Source organism: Microlunatus antarcticus (assembly GCF_014193425.1).
GTDB lineage: Bacteria > Actinomycetota > Actinomycetes > Propionibacteriales > Propionibacteriaceae > Microlunatus > Microlunatus antarcticus.
In genome coordinates this window covers 3,607,480-3,627,754 of sequence record NZ_JACHZG010000001.1, presented here as the reverse complement: position 1 = coordinate 3,627,754, position 20,275 = coordinate 3,607,480, and the positions used below count along the sequence as shown (strand labels likewise).

22 protein-coding genes and 1 other RNA gene are annotated in these 20,275 nt (G+C 71.3%); 10 read left to right on the top strand and 13 right to left on the bottom strand.

The annotated features are described in order from the left end of the window. Positions 1-29 precede the first annotated feature (29 nt). From FHX39_RS17020 to FHX39_RS17010, 3 genes are all read left to right on the top strand, one after another. Complete coding sequence (locus tag FHX39_RS17020) at positions 30-749, top strand: VOC family protein (protein WP_183340360.1); 720 nt, start codon at positions 30-32, stop codon at positions 747-749. Positions 750-837: 88 nt separating this feature from the next. Further along, the gene (gene dacB, locus FHX39_RS17015) at positions 838-2,376 is read left to right on the top strand and encodes a D-alanyl-D-alanine carboxypeptidase/D-alanyl-D-alanine endopeptidase (RefSeq protein WP_183340358.1); all 1,539 of its coding nucleotides are present in this window, start codon (positions 838-840) and stop codon (positions 2,374-2,376) included. An 83-nt stretch (positions 2,377-2,459) separates the two neighbouring features. After that, complete coding sequence (locus FHX39_RS17010; RefSeq protein WP_183340356.1) at positions 2,460-2,966, top strand: general stress protein; 507 nt, start codon at positions 2,460-2,462, stop codon at positions 2,964-2,966. 105 nt (positions 2,967-3,071) lie between these two features. Here the strand turns inward: FHX39_RS17010 and corA are convergent, their stop codons facing one another. Next, positions 3,072-4,178, bottom strand: a complete 1,107-nt coding sequence (corA, locus tag FHX39_RS17005) for a magnesium/cobalt transporter CorA (RefSeq protein WP_183340354.1) — start codon at positions 4,176-4,178, stop codon at positions 3,072-3,074. A 7-nt stretch (positions 4,179-4,185) separates the two neighbouring features. Then, entirely contained in the window at positions 4,186-5,823 is a 1,638-nt protein-coding gene (locus tag FHX39_RS17000; protein WP_183340351.1) for an aminopeptidase P family protein, read from the bottom strand. A gap of 148 nt (positions 5,824-5,971) precedes the next feature. Here FHX39_RS17000 and FHX39_RS16995 point away from each other — a divergent pair, with 148 nt between their 5' ends. From FHX39_RS16995 to FHX39_RS16985, 3 genes are all read left to right on the top strand, one after another. Next, positions 5,972-6,550 carry a histidine phosphatase family protein gene (locus FHX39_RS16995; RefSeq protein ID WP_183340350.1) on the top strand — a complete coding sequence of 193 codons (579 nt, stop codon included), beginning with the start codon at positions 5,972-5,974 and terminating at the stop codon, positions 6,548-6,550. 90 nt (positions 6,551-6,640) lie between these two features. Next, on the top strand, positions 6,641-7,390 hold the full coding sequence (locus FHX39_RS22275) for a zinc ribbon domain-containing protein (RefSeq protein ID WP_183340349.1): 750 nt from the start codon (positions 6,641-6,643) through the stop codon (positions 7,388-7,390). 10 nt (positions 7,391-7,400) lie between these two features. Then, complete coding sequence (locus FHX39_RS16985) at positions 7,401-8,861, top strand: RNB domain-containing ribonuclease (protein WP_332836895.1); 1,461 nt, start codon at positions 7,401-7,403, stop codon at positions 8,859-8,861. A 184-nt stretch (positions 8,862-9,045) separates the two neighbouring features. Here FHX39_RS16985 and FHX39_RS16980 read toward each other — a convergent pair whose 3' ends face one another. The 3 genes from FHX39_RS16980 to aroQ form a co-directional block, all read right to left on the bottom strand. Then, positions 9,046-9,882, bottom strand: coding sequence for an Fpg/Nei family DNA glycosylase (locus FHX39_RS16980; RefSeq protein WP_183340348.1), 837 nt, complete (start codon positions 9,880-9,882; stop codon positions 9,046-9,048). 36 nt (positions 9,883-9,918) lie between these two features. Next, positions 9,919-10,158 (bottom strand): hypothetical protein, encoded by a 240-nt coding sequence (locus FHX39_RS16975; protein WP_183340347.1) that lies wholly within the window; start codon positions 10,156-10,158, stop codon positions 9,919-9,921. A gap of 68 nt (positions 10,159-10,226) precedes the next feature. After that, on the bottom strand, positions 10,227-10,676 hold the full coding sequence (gene aroQ / locus FHX39_RS16970) for a type II 3-dehydroquinate dehydratase (protein WP_332836894.1): 450 nt from the start codon (positions 10,674-10,676) through the stop codon (positions 10,227-10,229). 126 nt (positions 10,677-10,802) lie between these two features. Between aroQ and FHX39_RS16965 the strand changes: the two genes are divergently transcribed. Continuing rightward, on the top strand, positions 10,803-11,564 hold the full coding sequence (locus FHX39_RS16965; protein ID WP_183340346.1) for an SGNH/GDSL hydrolase family protein: 762 nt from the start codon (positions 10,803-10,805) through the stop codon (positions 11,562-11,564). Between the two features lie 116 nt (positions 11,565-11,680). Here the strand turns inward: FHX39_RS16965 and FHX39_RS16960 are convergent, their stop codons facing one another. Then, on the bottom strand, positions 11,681-12,517 hold the full coding sequence (locus FHX39_RS16960) for a hypothetical protein (RefSeq protein WP_183340345.1): 837 nt from the start codon (positions 12,515-12,517) through the stop codon (positions 11,681-11,683). An 89-nt stretch (positions 12,518-12,606) separates the two neighbouring features. Here FHX39_RS16960 and FHX39_RS16955 point away from each other — a divergent pair, with 89 nt between their 5' ends. Beyond that, on the top strand, positions 12,607-12,774 hold the full coding sequence (locus tag FHX39_RS16955; RefSeq protein ID WP_183340343.1) for a hypothetical protein: 168 nt from the start codon (positions 12,607-12,609) through the stop codon (positions 12,772-12,774). Positions 12,775-13,022: 248 nt separating this feature from the next. Further along, a complete protein-coding gene (locus FHX39_RS16950) occupies positions 13,023-13,508 on the top strand; it encodes a hypothetical protein (RefSeq protein ID WP_183340341.1) in 486 nt (161 codons plus the stop codon). A 907-nt stretch (positions 13,509-14,415) separates the two neighbouring features. Here FHX39_RS16950 and FHX39_RS16945 read toward each other — a convergent pair. The 4 genes from FHX39_RS16945 to map form a co-directional block, all read right to left on the bottom strand. Further along, a complete protein-coding gene (locus FHX39_RS16945) occupies positions 14,416-14,889 on the bottom strand; it encodes a hypothetical protein (RefSeq protein WP_183340339.1) in 474 nt (157 codons plus the stop codon). A 209-nt stretch (positions 14,890-15,098) separates the two neighbouring features. Continuing rightward, an RNA gene (rnpB, locus tag FHX39_RS16940) (RNase P RNA component class A) lies at positions 15,099-15,506 on the bottom strand. 176 nt (positions 15,507-15,682) lie between these two features. Further along, a complete protein-coding gene (locus FHX39_RS16935) occupies positions 15,683-16,531 on the bottom strand; it encodes an alpha/beta fold hydrolase (RefSeq protein WP_183340338.1) in 849 nt (282 codons plus the stop codon). 73 nt (positions 16,532-16,604) lie between these two features. Then, positions 16,605-17,456: a type I methionyl aminopeptidase gene (gene map, locus FHX39_RS16930; protein ID WP_332836893.1), complete on the bottom strand. Its 852-nt coding sequence runs from the start codon at positions 17,454-17,456 to the stop codon at positions 16,605-16,607. 89 nt (positions 17,457-17,545) lie between these two features. Here map and FHX39_RS16925 point away from each other — a divergent pair, with 89 nt between their 5' ends. Next, positions 17,546-17,719: an SPOR domain-containing protein gene (locus tag FHX39_RS16925; protein ID WP_183341649.1), complete on the top strand. Its 174-nt coding sequence runs from the start codon at positions 17,546-17,548 to the stop codon at positions 17,717-17,719. Positions 17,720-17,795: 76 nt separating this feature from the next. Here the strand turns inward: FHX39_RS16925 and FHX39_RS16920 are convergent, their stop codons facing one another. From FHX39_RS16920 to FHX39_RS16910, 3 genes are read right to left on the bottom strand one after another with little or no spacing between them, the layout of a single operon-like run. Beyond that, positions 17,796-18,791, bottom strand: a complete 996-nt coding sequence (locus FHX39_RS16920; RefSeq protein WP_183340336.1) for a DUF2332 domain-containing protein — start codon at positions 18,789-18,791, stop codon at positions 17,796-17,798. Between the two features lie 31 nt (positions 18,792-18,822). Beyond that, positions 18,823-19,644 (bottom strand): hypothetical protein, encoded by an 822-nt coding sequence (locus FHX39_RS16915; RefSeq protein WP_183340334.1) that lies wholly within the window; start codon positions 19,642-19,644, stop codon positions 18,823-18,825. Next, positions 19,641-20,261, bottom strand: coding sequence for an RNA polymerase sigma factor (locus FHX39_RS16910; protein WP_183340333.1), 621 nt, complete (start codon positions 20,259-20,261; stop codon positions 19,641-19,643). Before FHX39_RS16910 ends, FHX39_RS16915 begins: the two co-directional genes overlap by 4 nt. Positions 20,262-20,275 lie beyond the last annotated feature (14 nt).

The following is a 20,275-nucleotide window of genomic DNA, read 5'->3' as shown; positions in this document are numbered from 1 at the left end:
CCGGGTCGACGTCCTGCTGATCATGAAAGGTGTTGATCATCGTGCCGGAGACCCGGGGTCGTACGGAGTCGGCTCGCGTCGCGTACAAGGACCTCTGCGTGGACGTGACCGACCTGGACGCGGCGGCGACGTTCCTGGGGCCGCTGCTCGGCCTGCGCGAGGAGGAACGGCGCGAACGGGTGCTCCGGCTCGGCGACGGCGACCCGCAGCACGCTGTCTGGCTCAACCTCGTGCCCGAGGAGCGCACCGTCAAGAACCGGGTGCACCTCGACGTGCACGTGGCCTCGGTCGAGGACGTGGTCGCGGCGGGCGCCCGGGTCGTCGACGACCGCCAGCCCTGGACGGTGCTGGAGCACGACCAGGCGGGGGAGCTCTGCGCCTTCGTCCGACCGCCCGAGCGCCTGCGGCCGTACCGGCTGTACGAGCTGGTGGTCGACTGCTCCGACCACGAGCGGGTGGCGGCGTGGTGGGCCGACCGGTTCGGGGTCGAGGTGCAGGACGACGGCGAGAACGTCTGGCTCGAGGGCGGCGACGGACCTCCCTGGGAGATCGTCTTCACCCCCGTGCCCGAGCGTCGACGGGTCAAGAACCGCGTGCACTGGGACGTGGTCGGCTCCACGTCCGAGCTGCTGGCGGCCGGGGCCACCCTGCTGCGGGCGCGCGACGACGAGATCGCATGGGACGTGCTGGCCGACGTCGAGGGCAACGTGTTCTGCGTCTTCGCCAACGAGGACGAGTCTCGAGTGTGACTTCAGAGGCGAGAGTGACCTCTGGGCAGCGACCCTGAGAGCGGCTTAAGGTGCTCGGGCTCGGGGACCCACTGCTGCGGAGGCGACCATGCCCGTGTCCACGACCGTCCACCCGCGTCCGCGCGCCGTACGCCGCGCCACGCTTGCGGCGGTGGCCGCCCTGGCGCTCGCCGCCCCGGTCGCGCTGGGTCACCCGGCGCAGGCCGCACCGGTCGTCACGGCCCCGGCCGCCGACGTCGCGACGGACGCGGGCGCAGCGGCGAGGGCGAGCCTCAGCAGCACGCTGTCCTCGATCCTGAACGACTCCCGCAGCAAGACGGAGACCGACGTCTCGGTGCTCGACGCCGAGACCGGGGCCGCCGTCTACAGCCGCCGCTCGACCAGCGCGAGCATGCCGGCCTCCAACACCAAGATCCTGACCGCGGTCGCGGCCATGCACGAGCTCGGCCCGGACTACCGCTTCACCACCGACGTCGTCCGCCGCGGCACCGTGACCGACGGCGTGCTGGACGGCTCGCTCTACCTCGTCGGCCACGGCGACCCGACCAGCCGGCAGTCCGACTACAAGGCCCTGGCGGCGAAGGTCCGGGCCGCGGGCATCACGCGGATCACGGGCAAGATCGTGGCGGACGGCAGCTTCTTCGACGACCAGCGCTACAACCCGGGCTGGTTCACCTCGTACGCCTCGTCCTACTACGCCGCGCAGACGGCCGCGCTGACGGTCGCGCCGAACGCCGACTACGACAGCGGCACGGTGATCGTCAAGGTCAAGGGCGGCAGCCGCGGGAGCAAGCCCAAGCTCAGCACCACGCCGGGGATCGCCAAGAAGTACGTGAGCCTGGTCAACAGCGCCTCGACCACCGGCTCGACGAGCGTGTCGCTCTCCCGCAAGCTCGGCGGGAACGCGATCACCGTCCGCGGGCACGTGCGGGCGGGCGCGACGTGGTCGGGCCTGGTCACGGTGGACAAGCCCGAGCTGTACGCGGCGGCGGTCTTCCGCGAGGAGCTGAAGCGGCAGAAGATCGACATCGCGGGCGGGACGAAGCTCGGCACGACGCCGGCGACGAAGCGCACCCGGGTCGCGCGCGACACCTCGATGACCCTGTCCGACCTGCTGGTCCCGTTCCTCAAGCTGTCGAACAACCTGCACGCCGAGGCGCTCACCAAGACGATGGGCACCCTCGGCGGCAAGCCGGGCAGCTGGCCGGCCGGGCTCGCGCGGACGACGGCGTACATGAAGAAGCTCGGTGCGCCGATGAAGGGCGTCACGCTCACGGACGGTTCCGGGGTGAGCCGGCGCGACCGCATCACGCCGATCGCCTTCACCACGGTGCTGACGAAGGTGCGCGACGAGCCCTGGTGGCCGGCCTTCGACCGCGGGCTCCCGGTCGCCGGCGTCGACAGCCACCTGGGCGGCGGCACCCTCCGGCACCGGATGAACGGCACCCGGGCGGCGAACAACGCGCACGCCAAGACGGGGTCGCTCACCGGGGTGACAGCCCTGAGCGGCTACGTCACGGGGCGCGACGGTCGTCGGTACGCGTTCTCGCTGCTCAGCAACTACGCCGGCGCGACCCCGCGACCGGTGGAGAACGAGGTCGTCGTCGCTCTGGCCAACCGGCGGTAGGACCGCGAGGCGCACAGGAGACGCATGGTCGACGGACAGCGAACACCGGTAGATTTGGCGCTCACACCCGAGGAGATCACGTCATGTCGTTCGCGCGTCCGCAGCCCAGCTCGCTCTTCGAGCTCCAGTTCCCGCAATCGGTCGGGATCTACAACACCTACGACGAGGCGCAGCGCGCCGTCGACTACCTCTCCGACGAGAAGTTCGAGGTGCAGAACCTCGCGATCGTCGGCACCGAGCTCAAGAGCGTCGAGCGGGTGCTCGGACGGCGCACGTGGAGCACGGTCGTCGCGCAGGGCGTGCAGTCGGGCCTCTCGACGGGTCTGCTCGTCGCGCTGGTGCTGCTGATCTTCCTGCCCCAGAACGGCAGCTTCCTCGCCCTGTTCCTGGTCGCGCTGGGCATCGGCATCGTGCTGGGGATCGGCTTCGCCGCCCTCGGCTACGCCCTCAGCCGCGGCCGCCGCGACTTCACGTCCGTCACGCAGACCGTCGCCACCAAGTACGAGGTCCTCTGCGAGCACAAGGTCGCGGCCCAGGCCCGCGAGATGCTGCTCAAGCTCCCGGGCGCCCGCGCCGCCGCCTTCGAGTAGGCGCTCGGCCCGCGCCACGCCGAGCCGCACACCCCAGAGCCAGCCGCACAGGTCCCGACCTGAGCGGCTGGCTCGTTCTCGTACGGCTGCGCCCTGGCGCGCGACCTACAGCCAGCGGTTCCGCTTGAAGCCGGCGTAGAGGGCGATCATGATCACGGTGATCAGGCCCAGGAACATGTAGTAGCCGTAGTGCCAGTGCAGCTCGGGCATGTTGTCGAAGTTCATGCCGTAGATGCCGGCGGCCATGGTCGGCACCGCGATGATCGCGACCCAGGCCGAGATCTTGCGCATGTCCTCGTTGTCGGCGACGGACGCGCGGGCCAGCCCGGCTTGGAGGATCGAGCTCAGCACCTCGTCGAAGGACGCGACCGCCTCCCGCACCTGGGTGTGGTGGTCAGCCAGCTCGCGGAAGTACGCCCGTGACTGCGGCGGGACGACCGGCAGCTCGCGGGTGGCCAGCCGCATCAGCGGCGCGCCCAGCGGCAGGACGCACCGCTTGAACTCGATCAGCTCGCGCTTGAGCTGGTAGACGCGGTCGACCTCGTGCGAGCCGCCGCGGGCGAAGACCGCGCTCTCGACCTCGTCGACGTCCTTCTCGATCTCGTCGACGACCTCCATGTAGTCGTCGATGATCTTGTCGGTGATCGCGTAGAGCACCTCGGACGGACCTCGGGACAGCCGCTCCGGATCAGCCTCCAGGGCCCGGCGCAGCGCGCTCAGCTGCGCGTGCTCGCCGCGGCGGACCGTGATCACGAAGTGGTCGCCGAGGAAGATCATCACCTGGCCGGTCGTGACGACCTCCGCGTTCTCGGTCATCTCCTCGTGGTCGACGTACGCGACCGTCGAGACGACCATGAAGAGGTCGTCGCCGAACGTCTCCAGCTTGGAGCGGTCGTGGCCGTTGACCGCGTCCTCGATCGCCAGCGGGTGCAGCGCGAACTGCGAGGAGAGCGCCTCCAGGTCGTCGTTGCCCGGGTCCTTGAGCCCGAGCCAGACGAAGCCCTCCCCGTCCTGCGCGCTCCGCGCGGCCTGGGTGAGGCTCTCGGCCGGGCGACGGACGCCGTCGACGTACCAGGCCCAGGCGACGATCGAGCTGGCCTCCTCCTCGACCAGGGGAGCCCGCTTGCGCTCGGCCGTACGGCGGTTGAGGCCCGGGATCGCGGGCAGCGACGTGATGCCCGGCAGGTAGCGGCGCTGGGGGATCGTGGTCATCGCGCGCTCACCGCCCGTTCTCGTCCGGCTGCTCACCCGACTTCGCCAGGGCCACGGCCTGCCGGTGCCACACGTCGGCCATCCACGCCTCGACGTCGGCGACCGTGCGCGGGAGCAGGTCCGACAGGTTCTCGTTGCCGTCGTCGGTGATGAGGATGTCGTCCTCGATCCGGACGCCGATGCCCCGCAGCTCGGCGGGGGCCAGCTCGTCGTCGGACTTGAAGTACAGGCCCGGCTCCACGGTGATGACCATGCCGGGGGCCAGGACGCCCTCGCGGTAGTTCTCGCGCCGCGCCTCGGCGCAGTCGTGCACGTCGATGCCGAGGTGGTGCGACGTGCCGTGCGGCATCCAGCGGCGGTGCTGGCCGCCCTCCTCCGAGAGCGCCTCCTCCAGCGGCACGGGCAGCAGGCCCCAGGCGTCGAGGTGCTCGGCGATGACGCGGATCGACGCGCGGTGCACCTCGGCGAACGTGGCGCCCGGCTGTGCGGCGGCGATGCCGGCCTCCTGCGCCGCGAGGACCGCCTCGTACACCCGGCGCTGCGGCTCGCTGAACGTCCCCGACACGGGCAGCGTCCGCGTCACGTCGGCGGTGTAGAGGGAGTCGAGCTCCACGCCGGCGTCGAGCAGCAGCAGGTCGCCCATCCGCAGGTCCCCGTCGTTACGGATCCAGTGCAGCGTGCAGGCGTGGTCGCCGGCGGCGGCGATGGTGTCGTAGCCGACCGCGTTGCCGACGTGGCGCGCGTGCAGGCCGAACACCCCCTCGACCCAGCGCTCGCCCCGACCGGCGGCGGCGGCGCGCGGCAGGTCGGCCACGACGGCCTCGAAGCCGGCACCGGTGAGCGTGCACGCCTCGCGCATCTCGTCGGCCTCGTACGCGTCCTTCACCAGGCGCAGCTCGCTCAGCGCCGTCATCAGCTCGGCGTCGCGGGTCTTCGCCTCGACCTTGGCCTGGTCCGTGACCTCGGCCTCGCCGTCCGCCACGGCCGCGGGGGCGGCCAGCGGAGCCACCTCGGCCAGCACCGCCTGCAGCTCCGTCGTCAGGTCTGCCCGGTTGGCCCGGACGCCGATCGTGTCGGCGTCCTTGCGCAGGTGCGCCTCGAGCTCGTCGACGGGCGCGGTGCGCAGGCCGGTCAACGCGGACATCTCCTCGAGCGAGGGCCGGACGCCCACCCACATCTCGCCGTAGCGCGCGTCGGCGTAGAACTCCGACGAGTCGCGCGGCGCACGCGGCTTGAAGTAGAGCGTCGCGTCGTGGCTGCCGCGGGTCCCGCCGTCGCTCCCGGTGCCGCCGGCCTGCGGGTCGGTGGGCTCGAGCACGAGCACCGCGTCCGGCTCGCGGTCGGTGCCGAGGCCGGTGAGGTGGGCGAAGGCCGAGTGCGGTCGGAAGCGGTAGTCGGTGTCGTTCGACCGCACCTCGGGCCCGCCGGCGCCGATCACCAGCCGCTCGCCCGGGAACTGCGCCCCCAGGGCCTCGCGGCGGGCGGCGGTCGAGGCGGTGGCGGGCAGCGGCTCGGGCAGCTCCGCGGGGTACGGGGCCCAGCCCTGGGCTATGAACGACTTGAAGGCCTCCGAGAAGGGCACGGCCCGGTTCGGCAGGACCGGTGGCTCCTCGCTCGTGATCGCGCTCGTGACGTCCTCGCTCATGCTCGCTCCCCTTCGTGGTGACCCGTTGGGCATTGTCGCACCGCCGGGCAACCGGACGGTGACGTCGCGGCGACGCGCGTACGAAGCCTGGCTATGGGGCTCGTCCCGTCGTGCCGGCCTGGTCGGGGGGTCCACTAGGTTGACCGCCATGACCGAGCTCTTCCTCGTCCGGCACGGCCAGACCGAGTGGAGCCGCGACGGCCGGCACACGTCGGTCACCGACCTCCCGCTGACCGAGCACGGCCGGGAGCAGGCGCTCCGCCTCTACGGCCGCCTCGACCCGGGTGCGTTCGGGCTGGCGCTGACCAGCCCGCGGCACCGCGCCCAGATCACGGCCGAGCTGGCCGGCTTCGTCGGGCCCCACGCGCCCGAGGTGGACGAGGACCTCGTCGAGTGGTTCTACGGCGACTACGAGGGGCTGACGAGCGCGCAGATCCACAAGGACGCACCGGGCTGGACGGTCTTCACCGCCCCGCCGGCCGGCGGGGAGACCGCCGAGCAGGTGGGCGCGCGGCTCGACCGGGTCGTCGACCGGGTCCGCTCGAGCGGCGTCGAGCGGGCGATCGTCTTCAGCCACGGGCACGCGCTCCGCTCGCTCATGCTGCGTTGGCTCGGGCTCGACCTCTCGATCGGTGACCGCTTCCCGCTGGACACCAGCACCGTCTCGATCCTCGGCGAGGCCAAGGGTCGCGGAGCGCTGCGGCAGTGGAACGCGCCGCCGGAGTGATCCGCCGGTCCCGCGCTCAGTAGGCTGGGCCGCTGGGCACCGACGGTGTCCGCGGACCGTCAGGACGACGAGTGGGCGGTCCAGGAGAGGGTGAGTGCGATCAGAGCCGACGTCACCGCGCAGCTGCGGCTGCTCGACCTCCAGGCGGTCGACTCCGCGCTGGCCCAGCTCGTGCAGCGACGCCGCACCCTGCCCGAGCAGGCGGCGCTCGACCGGCTGACCGCCACGTTCGAGGACGTGTCCTCCGACCTGGTCGGCGCCCAGACCCGGGTGTCGGACCTGGAGCTCGCCACCGGCCGCGCCGAGGCCGACCTCGCGCCCGTGCAGCAGCGGCTGGTCCGCAACGAGAAGCGCATCGCCGACGGCACCGTCGACGCCAAGTCGCTCGGTTCCCTGGTCGAGGAGGTCGCGCACCTGCGCCGCCGCATCGGCGCCCTCGAGGACCTCGAGCTCGAGTCGATGGAGGCGTTGGAGCAGGCGCAGGCCGAGCGCGACGTGCTCCAGGCCAAGGTGGACGGGCTGGCCGAGGAGATCGCCACGGCGACCGCCGCCCGCGACGCCGCCGTCGCCAAGCTCACGAACGAGGCCAACTACCAGCGCACCGAGCGCGAGCGGCTGCTGCCCGACCTGCCGGCCGACCTCGTCACCCTCTACACGCGCATCGGCACGAGCAAGAACGGGGTCGGCGCCGCCGCGCTGATCCACCGCCGCTGCACCGGGTGCCAGCTCGAGGTCAACGCCAACGAGCTGCGGGAGTACGCCACCACCGCGCCGGAGGAGGTGCTGCGCTGCGAGGAGTGCGGCCGCATCCTCGTCCGGACCGCCGAGTCGGGACTCTGAGGGTCGACGCGTGCCCGCGACGAAGTTCGGCCTGCCGGCCGCGTTCCTGCAGGCGTCGGCGACCGCCGACGTCACCCACGGCCTGGACCGGATCCGGACCGAGCTCCAGGTCCCCGACTCCTTCCCGCCCGAGGTGCTGGCCGCGGCCGAGCGGGCGGCGGCCGCACCCCGGCTGCCGGACCTCGACCGGACCGACCTCGAGCTGCTGACGATCGACCCGCCCGGCTCGAAGGACCTCGACCAGGCGCTGCACATCGCCGCCCGGCCCGACGGCGGCTTCACGGTCTCGTACGCCATCGCCGACGTCGCCGCGTTCGTGAGCCCGGGCGACCCGGTCGACCTCGAGGCGCACCGCCGGGGGGAGACGTTCTACGGCCCCGACGCCCGCAGCCCGCTCCACCCGCCCGTGCTGTCGGAGGGCGCGGCCAGCCTGCTGCCCGGCCAGGAGCGTCCGGCGCTGCTGTGGACGGTGCAGCTGGACGCGCGCGGGCGGACCACCGACGCGGAGGTCGTCCGGGCCCGGGTCCGCAGCCGCGAGCAGCTGACGTACGAGCAGGCGCAGGACGACATCGACCACCCCGGAGCGGGTGGGACCCGGCCGACGCTGGCTCTGCTCGCCGTCGTCGGGCCCCTGCGCGAGCAGCGCGAGCGCGAGCGCGGCGGAGTGAGCCTGCAGATCCCCGAGCAGGAGGTCGTCCCGGCGGCGACCGGCGGCTACGACCTGACCTACCGCGCCCTGCTGCCGGTCGAGGGCTGGAACGCGCAGATCTCCCTGCTCACCGGCATGGCGGCGGCGCACCTGATGATCTACGCGCGGGTGGGCATCGTCCGCACCATGCCGCCGGCGACGAACGCGTCCCTGCGGAGGCTGCACGTGGTCGCGCGCGCCCTGGGGATCCGGTGGCCGGCCGAGCTCGACTACCCGGAGTTCGTCCGCAGCCTCGACGCCTCCCGGCCCGCCGAGGCCGCCATGCTCAACGCCTGCACGGTCCTGTTCCGCGGGGCGGGCTACGCGGCCTTCGACGGCAGCGTCCCCGAGGACGCGGAGCACGCGGCGATCGCCAGCGACTACAGCCACGTCACGGCCCCGCTGCGCCGGCTGGTCGACCGCTACGCCGGGGAGGTGTGCGTCGCGCTGTGCGCCGGGACGCCCGTACCGGCGTGGGTGCGCGAGGCGCTGCCCGGCCTGCCCGCCGAGATGGCCCGCGCCGACCAGGCCGCGCACCGCTACGAGCGCGCGGTCGTCGACTGGGTCGAGGCCTGCGTCCTCGAGCGCCGGGTGGGGGAGACGTTCACCGGGACGGTCGTCGAGGTCGAGCCCGAGAAGCACCGCGGCACCGTCGTGATCAAGGACCCCGCCGTCGAGGCCCGCGTCCAGGGCGACGGCCTCCCGCTCGGCCACGAGGTCCAGGTCCGCCTCACCTCGGCCGACCCCGAGGCCGGCAAGGTCACCTTCGAAGCGGTCGTCTGAGCGTCCGTCTTCTTCGGCGCGCTCGTCACTCGTGCCTCAGGTTTTTCACGTTCACGTGAAAAACTCGCGCTGACCACGGCAGATCTGCCGGGTTCAGGTGCAGTTTTTCACGTGAACGTGAAAAACCAGAGGCTCGTGGGACGACCCGGCCTTCAGCGGGAGAGCGGGACGAGGGCCACGTCGGTCAGGTCTGGTCTTTCGGGCACCACCACGTCGTCCGCCCGCCGACGGTGGCGCGGGTCATCTCGGTGCCGCAGCGGGGGCAGTGCGCACCGGCCTTGCGGAACGGGATGATCTCCCCGGTGTGGACGCCGCCGTGGGCGATGGCCTCCTTGGTCGCGTGCTGCAACGCGTCGTGCAGGTCGCGCAGCTCCGCGGCGCTGAGCTCGTCCACGGGGCGCTGCGGCGAGAGCCCGGCCTCCCACAGGGTCTCGTCGGCGAGCAGGTTGCCGACGCCGGCGACCACGGACTGGTCGAGGAGCCGCGCCTTCACCGGGGAACGGCCCCGGCCGACCCGCGCGGCGAAGTCGTCGACGTCGATCCGCTCGGCGTCCGGACCCAGCCGGTCGAGGTCGGGGTCGAGCCGGACGCGCCCGAGGCGCCGCTTGTCGAACAGGCGCAGCGTGCCGCCGTCCTCGAACGTCAGCGTGAACCGGTCCCACACCGGGTTGCGGTCGGACTGCTCGGCACCGGTGCCGTAGCGCCCGCCGAGCCAGTCCCCGCCCTCGGTCAGCGCGCCGTCGCCGTCGGTGACGAGGATCCGGCCGCTCATGCCGAGGTGCAGGCCCAGCGTCGGGCCCGGCGTACGGGAGCGGCCGACGCCCGACGTGTCGCACCACATGCTCTTGCCCCGGCGGTGCGCGGCGGTCAGCGAGCGGCCCAGCAGCGCCGCCCTGATCTCCCCGGGCGGGTGGGGCCGGCACTCGTACGTGTCGGTGTCGTCCACCTCGGTGATCCGGCGGTGCAGCGCCGCGGCCTCGATGGTCGCGCGGGCGCTCTCGACCTCGGGCAGCTCGGGCACGCCGGACAGTGTGCCCGAGCGCTGCGAAGCCCGGTCTCAGCGGTAGAAGTCGGAGTCCGCGTACGTGTCGCGCTCGAAGAACGCGGAGACGCTGGCGGAGACGCCCAGCGCGAACGCGGTGCCGCCGGCGAGCGCCAGCACGGTGCTCACCGCCGGCGGACCGAGCCGGACGGCGTCGAGGCCCAGGGCGAGGGCGACCACGCCGACGCCGATCGCGACGAGGACGGTCGGCCAGCTCGGCCGCCGCGGCCGGAGCAGCGCGACGAGGTAGGCCATGCCTCCACGGTAGGTCGCGCGCGACGTCCGCGGAACCGTTCCGGCGAGACCGGCGAGGAGGCTCCCGCTCAGGACGCCGACTGCTCGGCCAGCATCGTGGCCAGCCGCTGCACGGCGAAGGCGTAGCCCTGCACCCCGGCGCCGACGATCACGGCGCTGGCGAGCGGGGCGAGGTAGGAGTGGTGCCGGAACGTCTCCCGCGCGTGCACGTTGCTCACGTGGACCTCGACGAAGGGCAGGGCCACGGCGGCGAGGGCGTCGCGGAGCGCGATCGACGTGTGGGTGTAGGCCCCCGCGTTCACCACGAGGCCGTCGCAGTCCTCGCGCGCGGCCTGGACCGCGTCGACGAGGGCGCCCTCGGAGTTGCTCTGCACCGTCCGCAGCTCGAGCCCGACCGCCTCGGCGGTCGTCCGGGCGAGGTCCTCGACGTCGGCGAGGGTCGCGGAACCGTAGACGTCCGGCTCGCGCGTGCCGAGCAGGTTGAGGTTGGGTCCGTTCAGGAGCAGCAGCCGGGGCACGGGCCCACGCTAGCGACTCGCGCCCGGTCGGGCCGCCGCCGTGGTGCTTCGTGCCCCCGTCACCCCTACGGGTGACAGCTGCTCACCATTCCTCCGGGCGGGACCGGCGTTGGCCATGCTGGCGCCATGACCCGGGGGACGACGAAGCGACGTGCACGAGGACGACCCGGGGTGGTGGCCGCGCTCGCCGCGCTGGTCGTCGGCCTGACGGCAGGGGTGCCCGGGCCGGGGACCGACGTGGCCTGGGCCGCCCCCACCCCCACGGCCGTCGCGCCGAAGCCGCCCGCCCTGCTGGACCTGCCCGCGCAGCCGCGGGTCCTGATCGTGGGCGACTCGTACACCGAGGGCTGGGGTGCCGACCCGGAGACCGAGGGCTTCGCCTTCAAGGTCGCCGCGCCGCTGGGGTGGCGGCTGACCCGCGACGGCATCGGCGCGACGGGCTACCGAAAGCCTGGGGCCCACCAGGAAGGCACGTACGCGCAGCGGCTCTGGAGACATCCGGCGGACGCCTACGACCTCGTCGTCCTGCAGGGTGGGTCGAACGACGAGAAGTATGCGGAGGCCGACATCAGCGCGGCTGTCGAGCTCACGTTGCGGACGGTTCGTCAGCGCTACCCGAGCGCGCGTCTCGTCGTCATGGAGCCCATCGCGCTCTACGGCTCGGTGTACCCCAACCGGGCCAAGCTGATGCGCGTCCTGGCAACGAGCACCAGCCAGCACTCCCTGCTGGTCATCGACCCGGTGGCGGAGGAGTGGTTCGTGAAGGGCGGCGACCCGGCGCTCGTCAACCATGCGAAAGGACACCCCAGCAACGCGGGGTACGCCCGGATCGCCGACCTCTTCGTCCGCGACGTCCGCGCGCTGAGCGTCGTGCGACCCGCGCGCTGAGCGCGCTTGAGGGGACGAGTCGGTCGATAAGCAGGATTTGGCTACTTAGCGCGATTCTCGACGCCGTGACCGTCTCTTGACCGTGCTGGGGGCTGGAAGTCGGACGGCCAGTCCTCTCAGTGGCCGGGCGGCCTGACGCGGAAAGCGAAGAAGAGCTTGTGGTCGAAGGATCCGAAGCGGTGGTACTTCGCCTCGTGAGCCTCCAGGTAGACGGCGACGCCGACGTTCTCGTTTATGTCTTTGTCTTGGACAGTCCAGGTGAGCTGGGCTTCCGTCCCCGAGGGAGCGACGATGCTGTCTTGTCCACCCGCTGAGCCGCCGAACCTCCACAGCAAGTCACGGCCTTGCGGGTCCGAGCCGACGCAGGTGAAGGTGACAACTTCTCCGGGGCGCAGGACAATGACGGAATTGTTCACCGCTCCCGTCGGCATCTGAGAATCAGCGATCGCGGAGCCGGACCTGCGCCCGAACGAGTCGGTCACCTTCTCGATGCGCGGGTAGATCTCCCCGGTAGGGGCTTCGGAGCTCATGTGGATCGTGACCTGGTTCCTGATCTGGCCAGCGATACCGGACAGCAGATCTTCCTCAAACGGCAGGAGGGAGCGGCTGTGCCCGACAGGATTCCTCAGACGCTCTGCTCGCCGGAGGAGGGGCAGGACGTCCGCCTTCTTCCCAAGAGCCTCGGCGAGAGGCTCCCAGTGGCGGTCCGCAAAGGCGACGAGGTCGTACAGGTTCGCGTACGCGAGGCCGATGTTGGGGACTTCGACTACACCACGCGCCCCGCGGGTTTTCACTTCTTCGGTTGCCCGGTCCGCCCAGGTAGCGATCTTCTCTGCCCCCGCGACCTTCTCCAGCCAGCCAGCGCCGTAGGTCTTCGAGTACGCGTGAGCCATCAGGTCGCGGAGAGCCGTCTCGCAGGCCTGTAGAGCTGTACCGGTGTCGAGGTGCGCCATGGTTGCCATGGTTCCAGGTGATGTTCCGGCGACCCTGGGACAGGGTCGCCGAGACGAAGGCCCGACCGTCAGCGAACTACCTTCCGTGCGTGCTGCGCATCATCCTCAAGGGCGGCCGGAGCGACACCCAGCGCCTGGAGCTCGACGTCGACAGCGCGCCCGAGCACCTCGAGCAGGACGGCGAGCGGTACGAGCCGGTGCTCAGCCACTACGACGAGCACCTCGCGACATCGCCGGGCGCTGGCGGTACCGGCTGATCTCGCCCTACCGGGCGATGCCGCGAGGGTACGAAGCGCCCCGGGGCAAGCCCTGACACCACCCCTCCGGGGGTAGTCCAGCGGTCCGTCTGCGGATGAGGCCCGGATGCCTCATCCTGTCCAGATGATCCGGGGGGGCTCTCGTCGTCGTTGCCGTTGTTGCCGTCTCTGGCTGCGGGGTAACGCCGCGACCAGGCGGCGCAAGCACAAGCCCCGCGCCCACGGCCTCGGCTACCTCGGAGGCGCCGGTGGAGAGTTCGAGCCCTACGCCGTCAGCGGCCACGACGACCAGCGAGCCCACCCCCGATACCGCAAACTCGAAAGGCTTCAGCGAGGGGAGCAAGTACGTGTGGTCGGACGACGTTGAGGTGTCCATCGTCAAGGTTAAGTTCTCCAAGATGACCAAGGCGGACGTCGAGGACGTCGACCCCGACGGCAAGGTCGGTCAGGACCTCGTCCGGTTCTACATGCGGGTCAGAAATGGGTCGACCGCGCCGCTGGACGACGTCGCGGGCGAGGTCACGGTCAGCTACGGCGCCGACGGTGAACAGGCGGAGCAAAGATTCACCAAGGACCAGGAGTTCGAAGAGTTCGGCACGATCCGTGCTGGCCGCGCGAAGACGATCTCGGAGACCTATGCCATCCCCCGGAAGGCGCAGGGAGACGTCACGCTGGACTTCGACCTAGATCTGGGCACGCACGAGGTGGCGACCTTTAGTGGCCCCGTCAGGTAGAACGCAGAACAGCGCCCCTCTGCCGTGATGGCGGAGGGGCGCTGACGACGTCCAATGTGGCCTCTACCATTCTCTGAATGGCGAAGAAGGGCCGGTGTCCGCTGTGCGGTGCACGGCGCGAGATGACCAAAGAGCACGTGTACACGCAGTGGGCTCGAACTGTGCTGAAGAGGAGCTTTCCCCCAACGGAGACGAACTTGCCAGCGAACCCGTGGAGGTACATCTGCGGTCCATGCAACTCAGGGCTGAACCTGGCCTTCGAGGAGCCAGGAAGGCCGGTCATGGAACGCCTGATTGCGGGAGACCGATTTTTGCTGTCCGATCGTGATCAGTTCTTAGCAGTGCGATGGATGGTGAAGACCGGACTGGTCCTCCGCTTGACCGGCGATGCTGAGCGCCGCGCGATCGGTGGCGCTACATCGGAGATTGACGACGTGCTCAGATTGGTCTTGCAGCAGATGCTGCTAGACCGAGACTTGATGCCGCGGGCGAGCGTCCGGGCAGGGTTGTTCGCCCCCTTCAAGGACAAGCCTCTGGTCTCGCGGTTTGCGCCTGTTCCTGCTCGTTTGGGCCGCGCTCGGCACAAGCAAGTCACACAGTTGGGGTTAGTGATCTGGGAACTTGTCATCCCATTTGACGTCAGGGGGTCGAGGGAGACCGTCAGCCTTGACGCAGCGGGGCTCTCCAGCCCGGCGACGGTTGCCTTTGAGCTTCCGCAGACCGACAAGCGCCTCGTCCAGCTTTGGCCGTCTACGCAGTCGGCTGTGATGTGGCCGCCACGACGAGGGGTGTACGCGCGTGAGGCACAAGCTTTACGGCAGTCCTGGGACCATCCGCCTGAAGCGTTTGAAGGACACGAGTGGCGCACTGATCTCAAAGCACTCCGCAGACGCCGCGGCTGGATGCGTCAGGTGCTAAGTGCCGTCCGCTTCCGTCGTTCTTGAGCTCGCGGGGCGAGGTCACGAACCTCGCCGACGCGGTAGGTCCAGACCTCGTTCTTCTGGACGTGGCCGTGGATCCAGCGGGTGCGGGCGCGCTTCTCGTGGGGGAGACCTTCGCGGTCGGCCCAGTCCTTGATCTGGTCGCGTGTGACGGGGACGCCGCCGTTGGTGAGGGCGCCGACGAGCTCGGTGAGGGTGAGCCAGGTGCCTTCGCGGAGAGCGAGCTGGGTGACCTGGTGATCGGCGACGGTGGCCTGGTAGTCGCAGTCGGCCTGGCGGCAGCGGACGAGCGTGCTGTGGTCGTCGGCGTGGATCCGCTCCTGGACGATCTGCACGCCGCACGGGGGGCTAGGCCCGTACGCGTAGAGGTCGGCGGGTCGGTCGATGACGCGGTGAGCGCGGGAGGCCGCGGCGGTGACGTCCTGGGCGATGCGGCGCATGGCGGGTTCGTCGGCGAGCTGGGTGAGCCGGCGCAGCAGCTGCAGATCGTTGACCGTGTGGTGACCGTCAGGTGCATGTGACCGTAAGCATCCCCGCGGAGACGACCGGAGTTGACCGAACGGAAGTGCACGCAGGTGCACATAAATCCACGCATGCGATAGGTTCAATGCCTAGTCAGAGCGCGTTCTGCGCTCAATCTGCCGGGTGGGGGACGAGTCGGTCGATAAGCCGGATTCTGTCCCCCCGCCGGAGCGGAGGGGGCGATCATCCATCTGCGACCGCTGTTGCCAGCGGCCTGGTGCGACCTACCCGGGAGCTCGGGCGAGCAGCCCTCGAACGCTCCCGCGGCGTCCTCCTCTGCAGGAGGGCGCCTTCTTGGTCTTGCTCCCGGTGGGGTTTGCCTAGCCACCCCCGTCACCGGGGGTGCTGGTGGTCTCTTGCACCACCGTTTCACCCTTACCCACGCCGCCGAGGCGGGTGGGCGGTCTGCTTTCTGTGGCACTGTCCCGCGGGTCACCCCGGGTGGGCGTTACCCACCACCGTGCTCTTCGGAGTCCGGACTTTCCTCGACGCACGCCTCTGAGAGCACGTACGCCGCGACCGCCTGACCGACTCGTCCCGGGCAGCAGGCTAGCCCGGTGCCGACGGTCGCGGCGAATCTCCGGCTGCAGCCGCGTACCTCCGGTGCAGCCGCGGAAGACGCGGACAGCCGCACAGGTCGCGACCTGTGCGGCTGTCTCGGACGTGTGCGGCTGTCTCGTACGTGTTCGGCCGCAGCGGTCGTGCGGGGGACTACTTCGCCAGGAAGGCGATCAGGCTCTCGTTGAACTCGCCGGCGTGGCTGACGTTGAAGCCGTGCGGGCCGCCCTCGACGACGACGAGCTCGGAGCCCGCGATCGCCGCGTGCGTGCGCTGGCCCGAGCCCTCGAAGGGGACGACGCCGTCGGAGTCGCCGTGGATGACCAGGGTCGGGACGGAGATGTTCTTCAGGTCGTCACGGAAGTCCGTGGTGCCGAAGGCGTTGAGGCAGCCGAGCTCGGCGCGGTGGTCGGCCTGGGCCTCCAGCGCGAGGGCCTGCTGACGCTGGTCCTCGGTGACGACCAGCACCCCGTTGGCGGAGAAGAACTGCGTCGCGAACTGGTCGAAGAACGTCTCGCGGCTGTTCTTGACCCCGGCCTCGAAGATCTCGGCGGTCTCGGCATCGAGCGGGCCGTCCGGGTTGTCGTCGGACTTGGCCATGAACGGCGGGACGGCGCCGGCGAAGACGACGCTGTGCACGCGCTCGTTGTCGTACTTGGTGGCGTAGCGGGCCACCTCGCCGCCGCCCATCGAGAAGCCGACGAGGGTGACGTCGTTCAAGTCGAGCTCGGTGAGGACGCCGTGCAGGTCCTCGGCGAGGGTGTCGTAGTCGTAGCCCGACGTGCCGAGGCCCTTCGGCTTGTCGCTGCTGCCGAAGCCGCGGCGGTCGTACGTGACGACGCGGTAGCCGGCCTCGGCGAGCGGGCCGGTCTGCTCGCTCCAGGACTCGCCGGAGAGGGGCCAGCCGTGGATCAGGACGACCGGGCGGCCGGTGCCGCCGCTGTCTTCGACGTGGAGGTTGATGCTGGTCAGGAGGCCGTTCTTGACGGTCACTTCGGTCATGGACCCATTGTGACTCTGTCGCGCGCGACCTATCTCCCCGGGGGCGGAAGCACAGCCGCTCCGCAGCCGCCTCTCAGGGCAGCGTCAGCACCTCGGCGCCGGTGTCGGTGACGACCAGCGTGTGCTCGAACTGCGCGCAGCGGCTGCCGTCGACGGTGACGACCGTCCAGTCGTCGTCCCACACCGACGAGTCGCCGCTGCCGAGGGTGATCATCGGCTCGATGGTGAAGGTCATCCCGGGCTCGATCACGGTGTCGTAGTGGGGCTCGTCGTAGTGCGGGATCACCAGCCCGGAGTGGAACGCGGTGTGCACCCCGTGGCCCGTGTAGTCCTTCACGACGCCGTAGCCGAAGCGCTTCGCGTACGTCTCGATCACCCGGCCGAGCACGTTCACCTGGCGCCCCGGCCGCACGGCCTTGATCGCCCGGTCCAGCGCGGCCCGGGTGCGTTCGGTGAGGAGCCGCGACTCCTCGTCGACGTCGCCGCAGAAGTAGGTCGCGCAGTTGTCGCCGTGCACGCCGTCCTTGTACGCGGTCACGTCGATCTTGACCAGGTCGCCGTCCTCGAGGGGGCGGGCGTCCGGGATGCCGTGGCAGATGACCTCGTTGACCGACGTGCAGGACGACTTCGGGAAGCCGCGGTAGCCCAGCGTCGAGGGGTACGCCCCGTGGTCGAGCATGAACTCGTGGGCCACGCGGTCGAGCTCGTCGGTCGTGACGCCGGGCGCGATGGCCTCCGACGCCGCCCGCATGGCCTGGGCCGCGATGCGGGCGGCGACCCGCATGCGCTCGATCGTCTCGGGTGTCTGCACGTCCGGGCCGTCGTAGGGGGTGGGGCCCGGGTGGCCGACGTACTCGGGCCTCGGGATCGACCCGGGGACGCTCCGGACGGCGGACACGGGAGCGGGCTGCACGGCGGTCGGCACGGCGTCGATGCTACGTGCGGAGCCCGGACGGGCGGGCGGTAGCGTGCGCCGGGAGAGGCGGCGCCCGGCCGCCGGACGGAGGGTCTGACATGGCCGACGGCGACTGGTGGTTCGACCTGAGCACCAAGCAGGTGGTGCAGGACGACAAGGCGGGCAAGGCGGCCGACCGGCTCGGCCCCTACCCCTCCCGCGAGGAGGCGGAGCACGCGCTGGAGACGGTGCAGCAGCGCAACGAGTCCGCCGACAAGTGGGACGACGACTGAGAGGCACCACCGCGACATCGGTGCGGATCTGACCGGGCAGACGCGGTCGGATTCGCGCCGATCCTGACGGACGAGCTCAGAGCCACCGGATCCCGGCGCCGTGCTGGTGGGTGAGTGCGACGGCCTGGCCGTCGACACCGAGCACGAACGAGAGCCAGTCGTCCGGCTGCTCCGTCGCCGTGGCCGTCACGCTCGGCAGGATGTCCTGCTGCTCGTTGCTGACCCAGCGGCACGCCCCGGCACGCACCAGGTCGAGCATCGTCTCGACGAACGTCTCCCGCTGCGGGCGGGAGAGGTAGAGGGCGACCGCGGTGTGGAAGACGACGACCGGCCCGCGCCCCGCGGCGGCCAAGACCTGGTCGTGCACGAGGTCGAAGAGGTCGCCGGGCACGAGGTGCGGCGGATCGGTGCGGGCGATCGCGACCGCCGTACGCAGCCGCGCGCGCCGTTCCTCCTGCTCCGGCCACACGCACGTCTCCAGCCAGGCGACCGCCCGGTCGTCGAAGACGTCGACGGGGGCGAGGTCGATGCCGCCGCGCCACGCCACCTCGACGGGCCGTCCGGGCACCGGCAGCGGCCCGGCCGCCGAGGCCGTCAGCACGGGTCCGCCGCTGCCGGAGAGTGCCCCGAGCGGCGGCCAGGCGTAGTCGTAGCGGTCCGGGTAGAGGCACAGGCCGGCGCTGGCACCCACCTCGAGCAGGGCCAGCGGTCGCCCCGCCTCCTCCTGCAGCAGCGCGAGCACCGGGGCCAGGGTCGCGAGCCGGCCGACCTCGTTCGTCTGCGTGGACCGGGTCAGGATGGTTCCGCGGATCGCGCCGTCGTCGCCGAGCAGCGCGTCGCGCAACGCCGCGTACGGTCCGGGCGCGGGTACGCCGTGCCACCGGGCCGCGGCGAAGACGAGGTTCGGCTGCTGCTTCTCGCGGGGGAGATCGACGAGCCAGGCCAGCATGGCTGGGTCGTCGGCCACGCCGCGCGACCACGCCTCGAAGCAGGCGGACTGGCCCCGGGTCGCGACCGCGAAGCCCCGGTAGCGACGGGCGACGACCTCCACGTCGGGGCTCGCTGAGGTCATCGGGACCTGTCCACGGTTGTCGTCGCCTCGCTCATCGGGGCGTGCGGTCGATCGTCAGCTCGTGGCCGTCGGCGTCGAAGGCCCGGTCCTCGACCCTCAGGTCGCTGTCGATCCTCGAGCCGGGGACGGCGGTGTCGACGCGGGCGCTGCTCCACGCGAGGTCGCCTGACCGGCTGGCCTCGAACCACGCACCGGGTCGGCCGCGGACCACCAGACGCATCTGCAGGCTCGCCACCTCCGGCGCGACGCTGTAGGCCGTACCGGCCGAGGTGTAGTCCCGACCTGCGCCGGTGCTGGCGAGCGGGTCGGGAGGGAACAGCCGCACGACGGGCCGGCCGGTGCTGGCGCGGGGCAGCGGGTGGCGCTCAGAGCTCGTGGACGAGATCTGGGCGAGCGCGCTGTCCGTGCAGAGAGTGGTCCGCCCACCTCGGCCAGTCCAGATCATCACGTTCCCGTCGATCGACGTACGGCGAGCGAACAGGACCTCGGCAACGGCGAGGTCGCCGGCACTCTCGGCGCAACGCGCGGCCACCTGCTGACGCGTGGAGGCGTCGAGCGTGCCGCGGTCGATCGGGGTGGCGGACGGGATCGCCAGTGCCGGTCCGGTGCCCCGGGTCGGGCCGTCGGCGGTGCTCGGCGGCGAGGCGGGTACGGCGACGCCCGAGGACCACGGTCGGGTGAGGCCGAACCCGAGGACGAGGACGAGGACGGCCAGAGGCACCACCACCGCGAGGATCCGGACCCGGAGCCGGCGGCGCGGTGGAAGCGTGGTCTGCAGCAGCTGGCTGCGGATGACCAGCCGGCGACCGGCGGGAAGATCCCGCTCGGGCGGCAGGTCCAGGCGGATGCTCATCGTTCCTCCTCCGGTTGGTCCAGCTGGAGCCCCAGCCGGGTCCTTGCCCGCGACAACCTCGACTTGACCGTGCCCTCGGCGACCCCGAGCGCGGCAGCGGCCTCCTTCGTGGTCAGGTGCGACCAGACGACGAGCTCCACCACGATCCGCTGGTGGGTCGGAAGAACGCTGACCGCTCGCCGCACGGCCGCCATCCGACGCTCGTCGTCGAGCCGGTCGGTGACCGCTTCCGCCGGGTCCTCCGAGGTGTGGTCGTGGACCCCTTCGAGCCTGACCTGGAGGCGTCGACGCCGCATCAGGCTGCGGTAGATCCCGCGGTGCTCGTGGTCCGCCACACCCAACAGCCAGGGCAGGGCGGTCAGATGCTCCAGCTCGGGCAGATCACCCGCCGCCGCCCGTCGCCAGAGCGTGAGGAACGTGGCCTGCGTGATGTCTTCGGCGTTGGACCAGGACGCGGTGCGGCGGAAGGCGAAGTTGTAGACCGCTCGCGCGTGGCGGTCGAACAGCGCCGTCAGCGCGTCGGCATCGGCCGAGCGGACCTGCGACCAGAGCGCGAGGTCGTGCTCTTCCTCGGCTGCGGTGTGCGCCGCGGCCGGCAGCGGCCCTGGTTGACCCATGCCCCGTAGTGTCC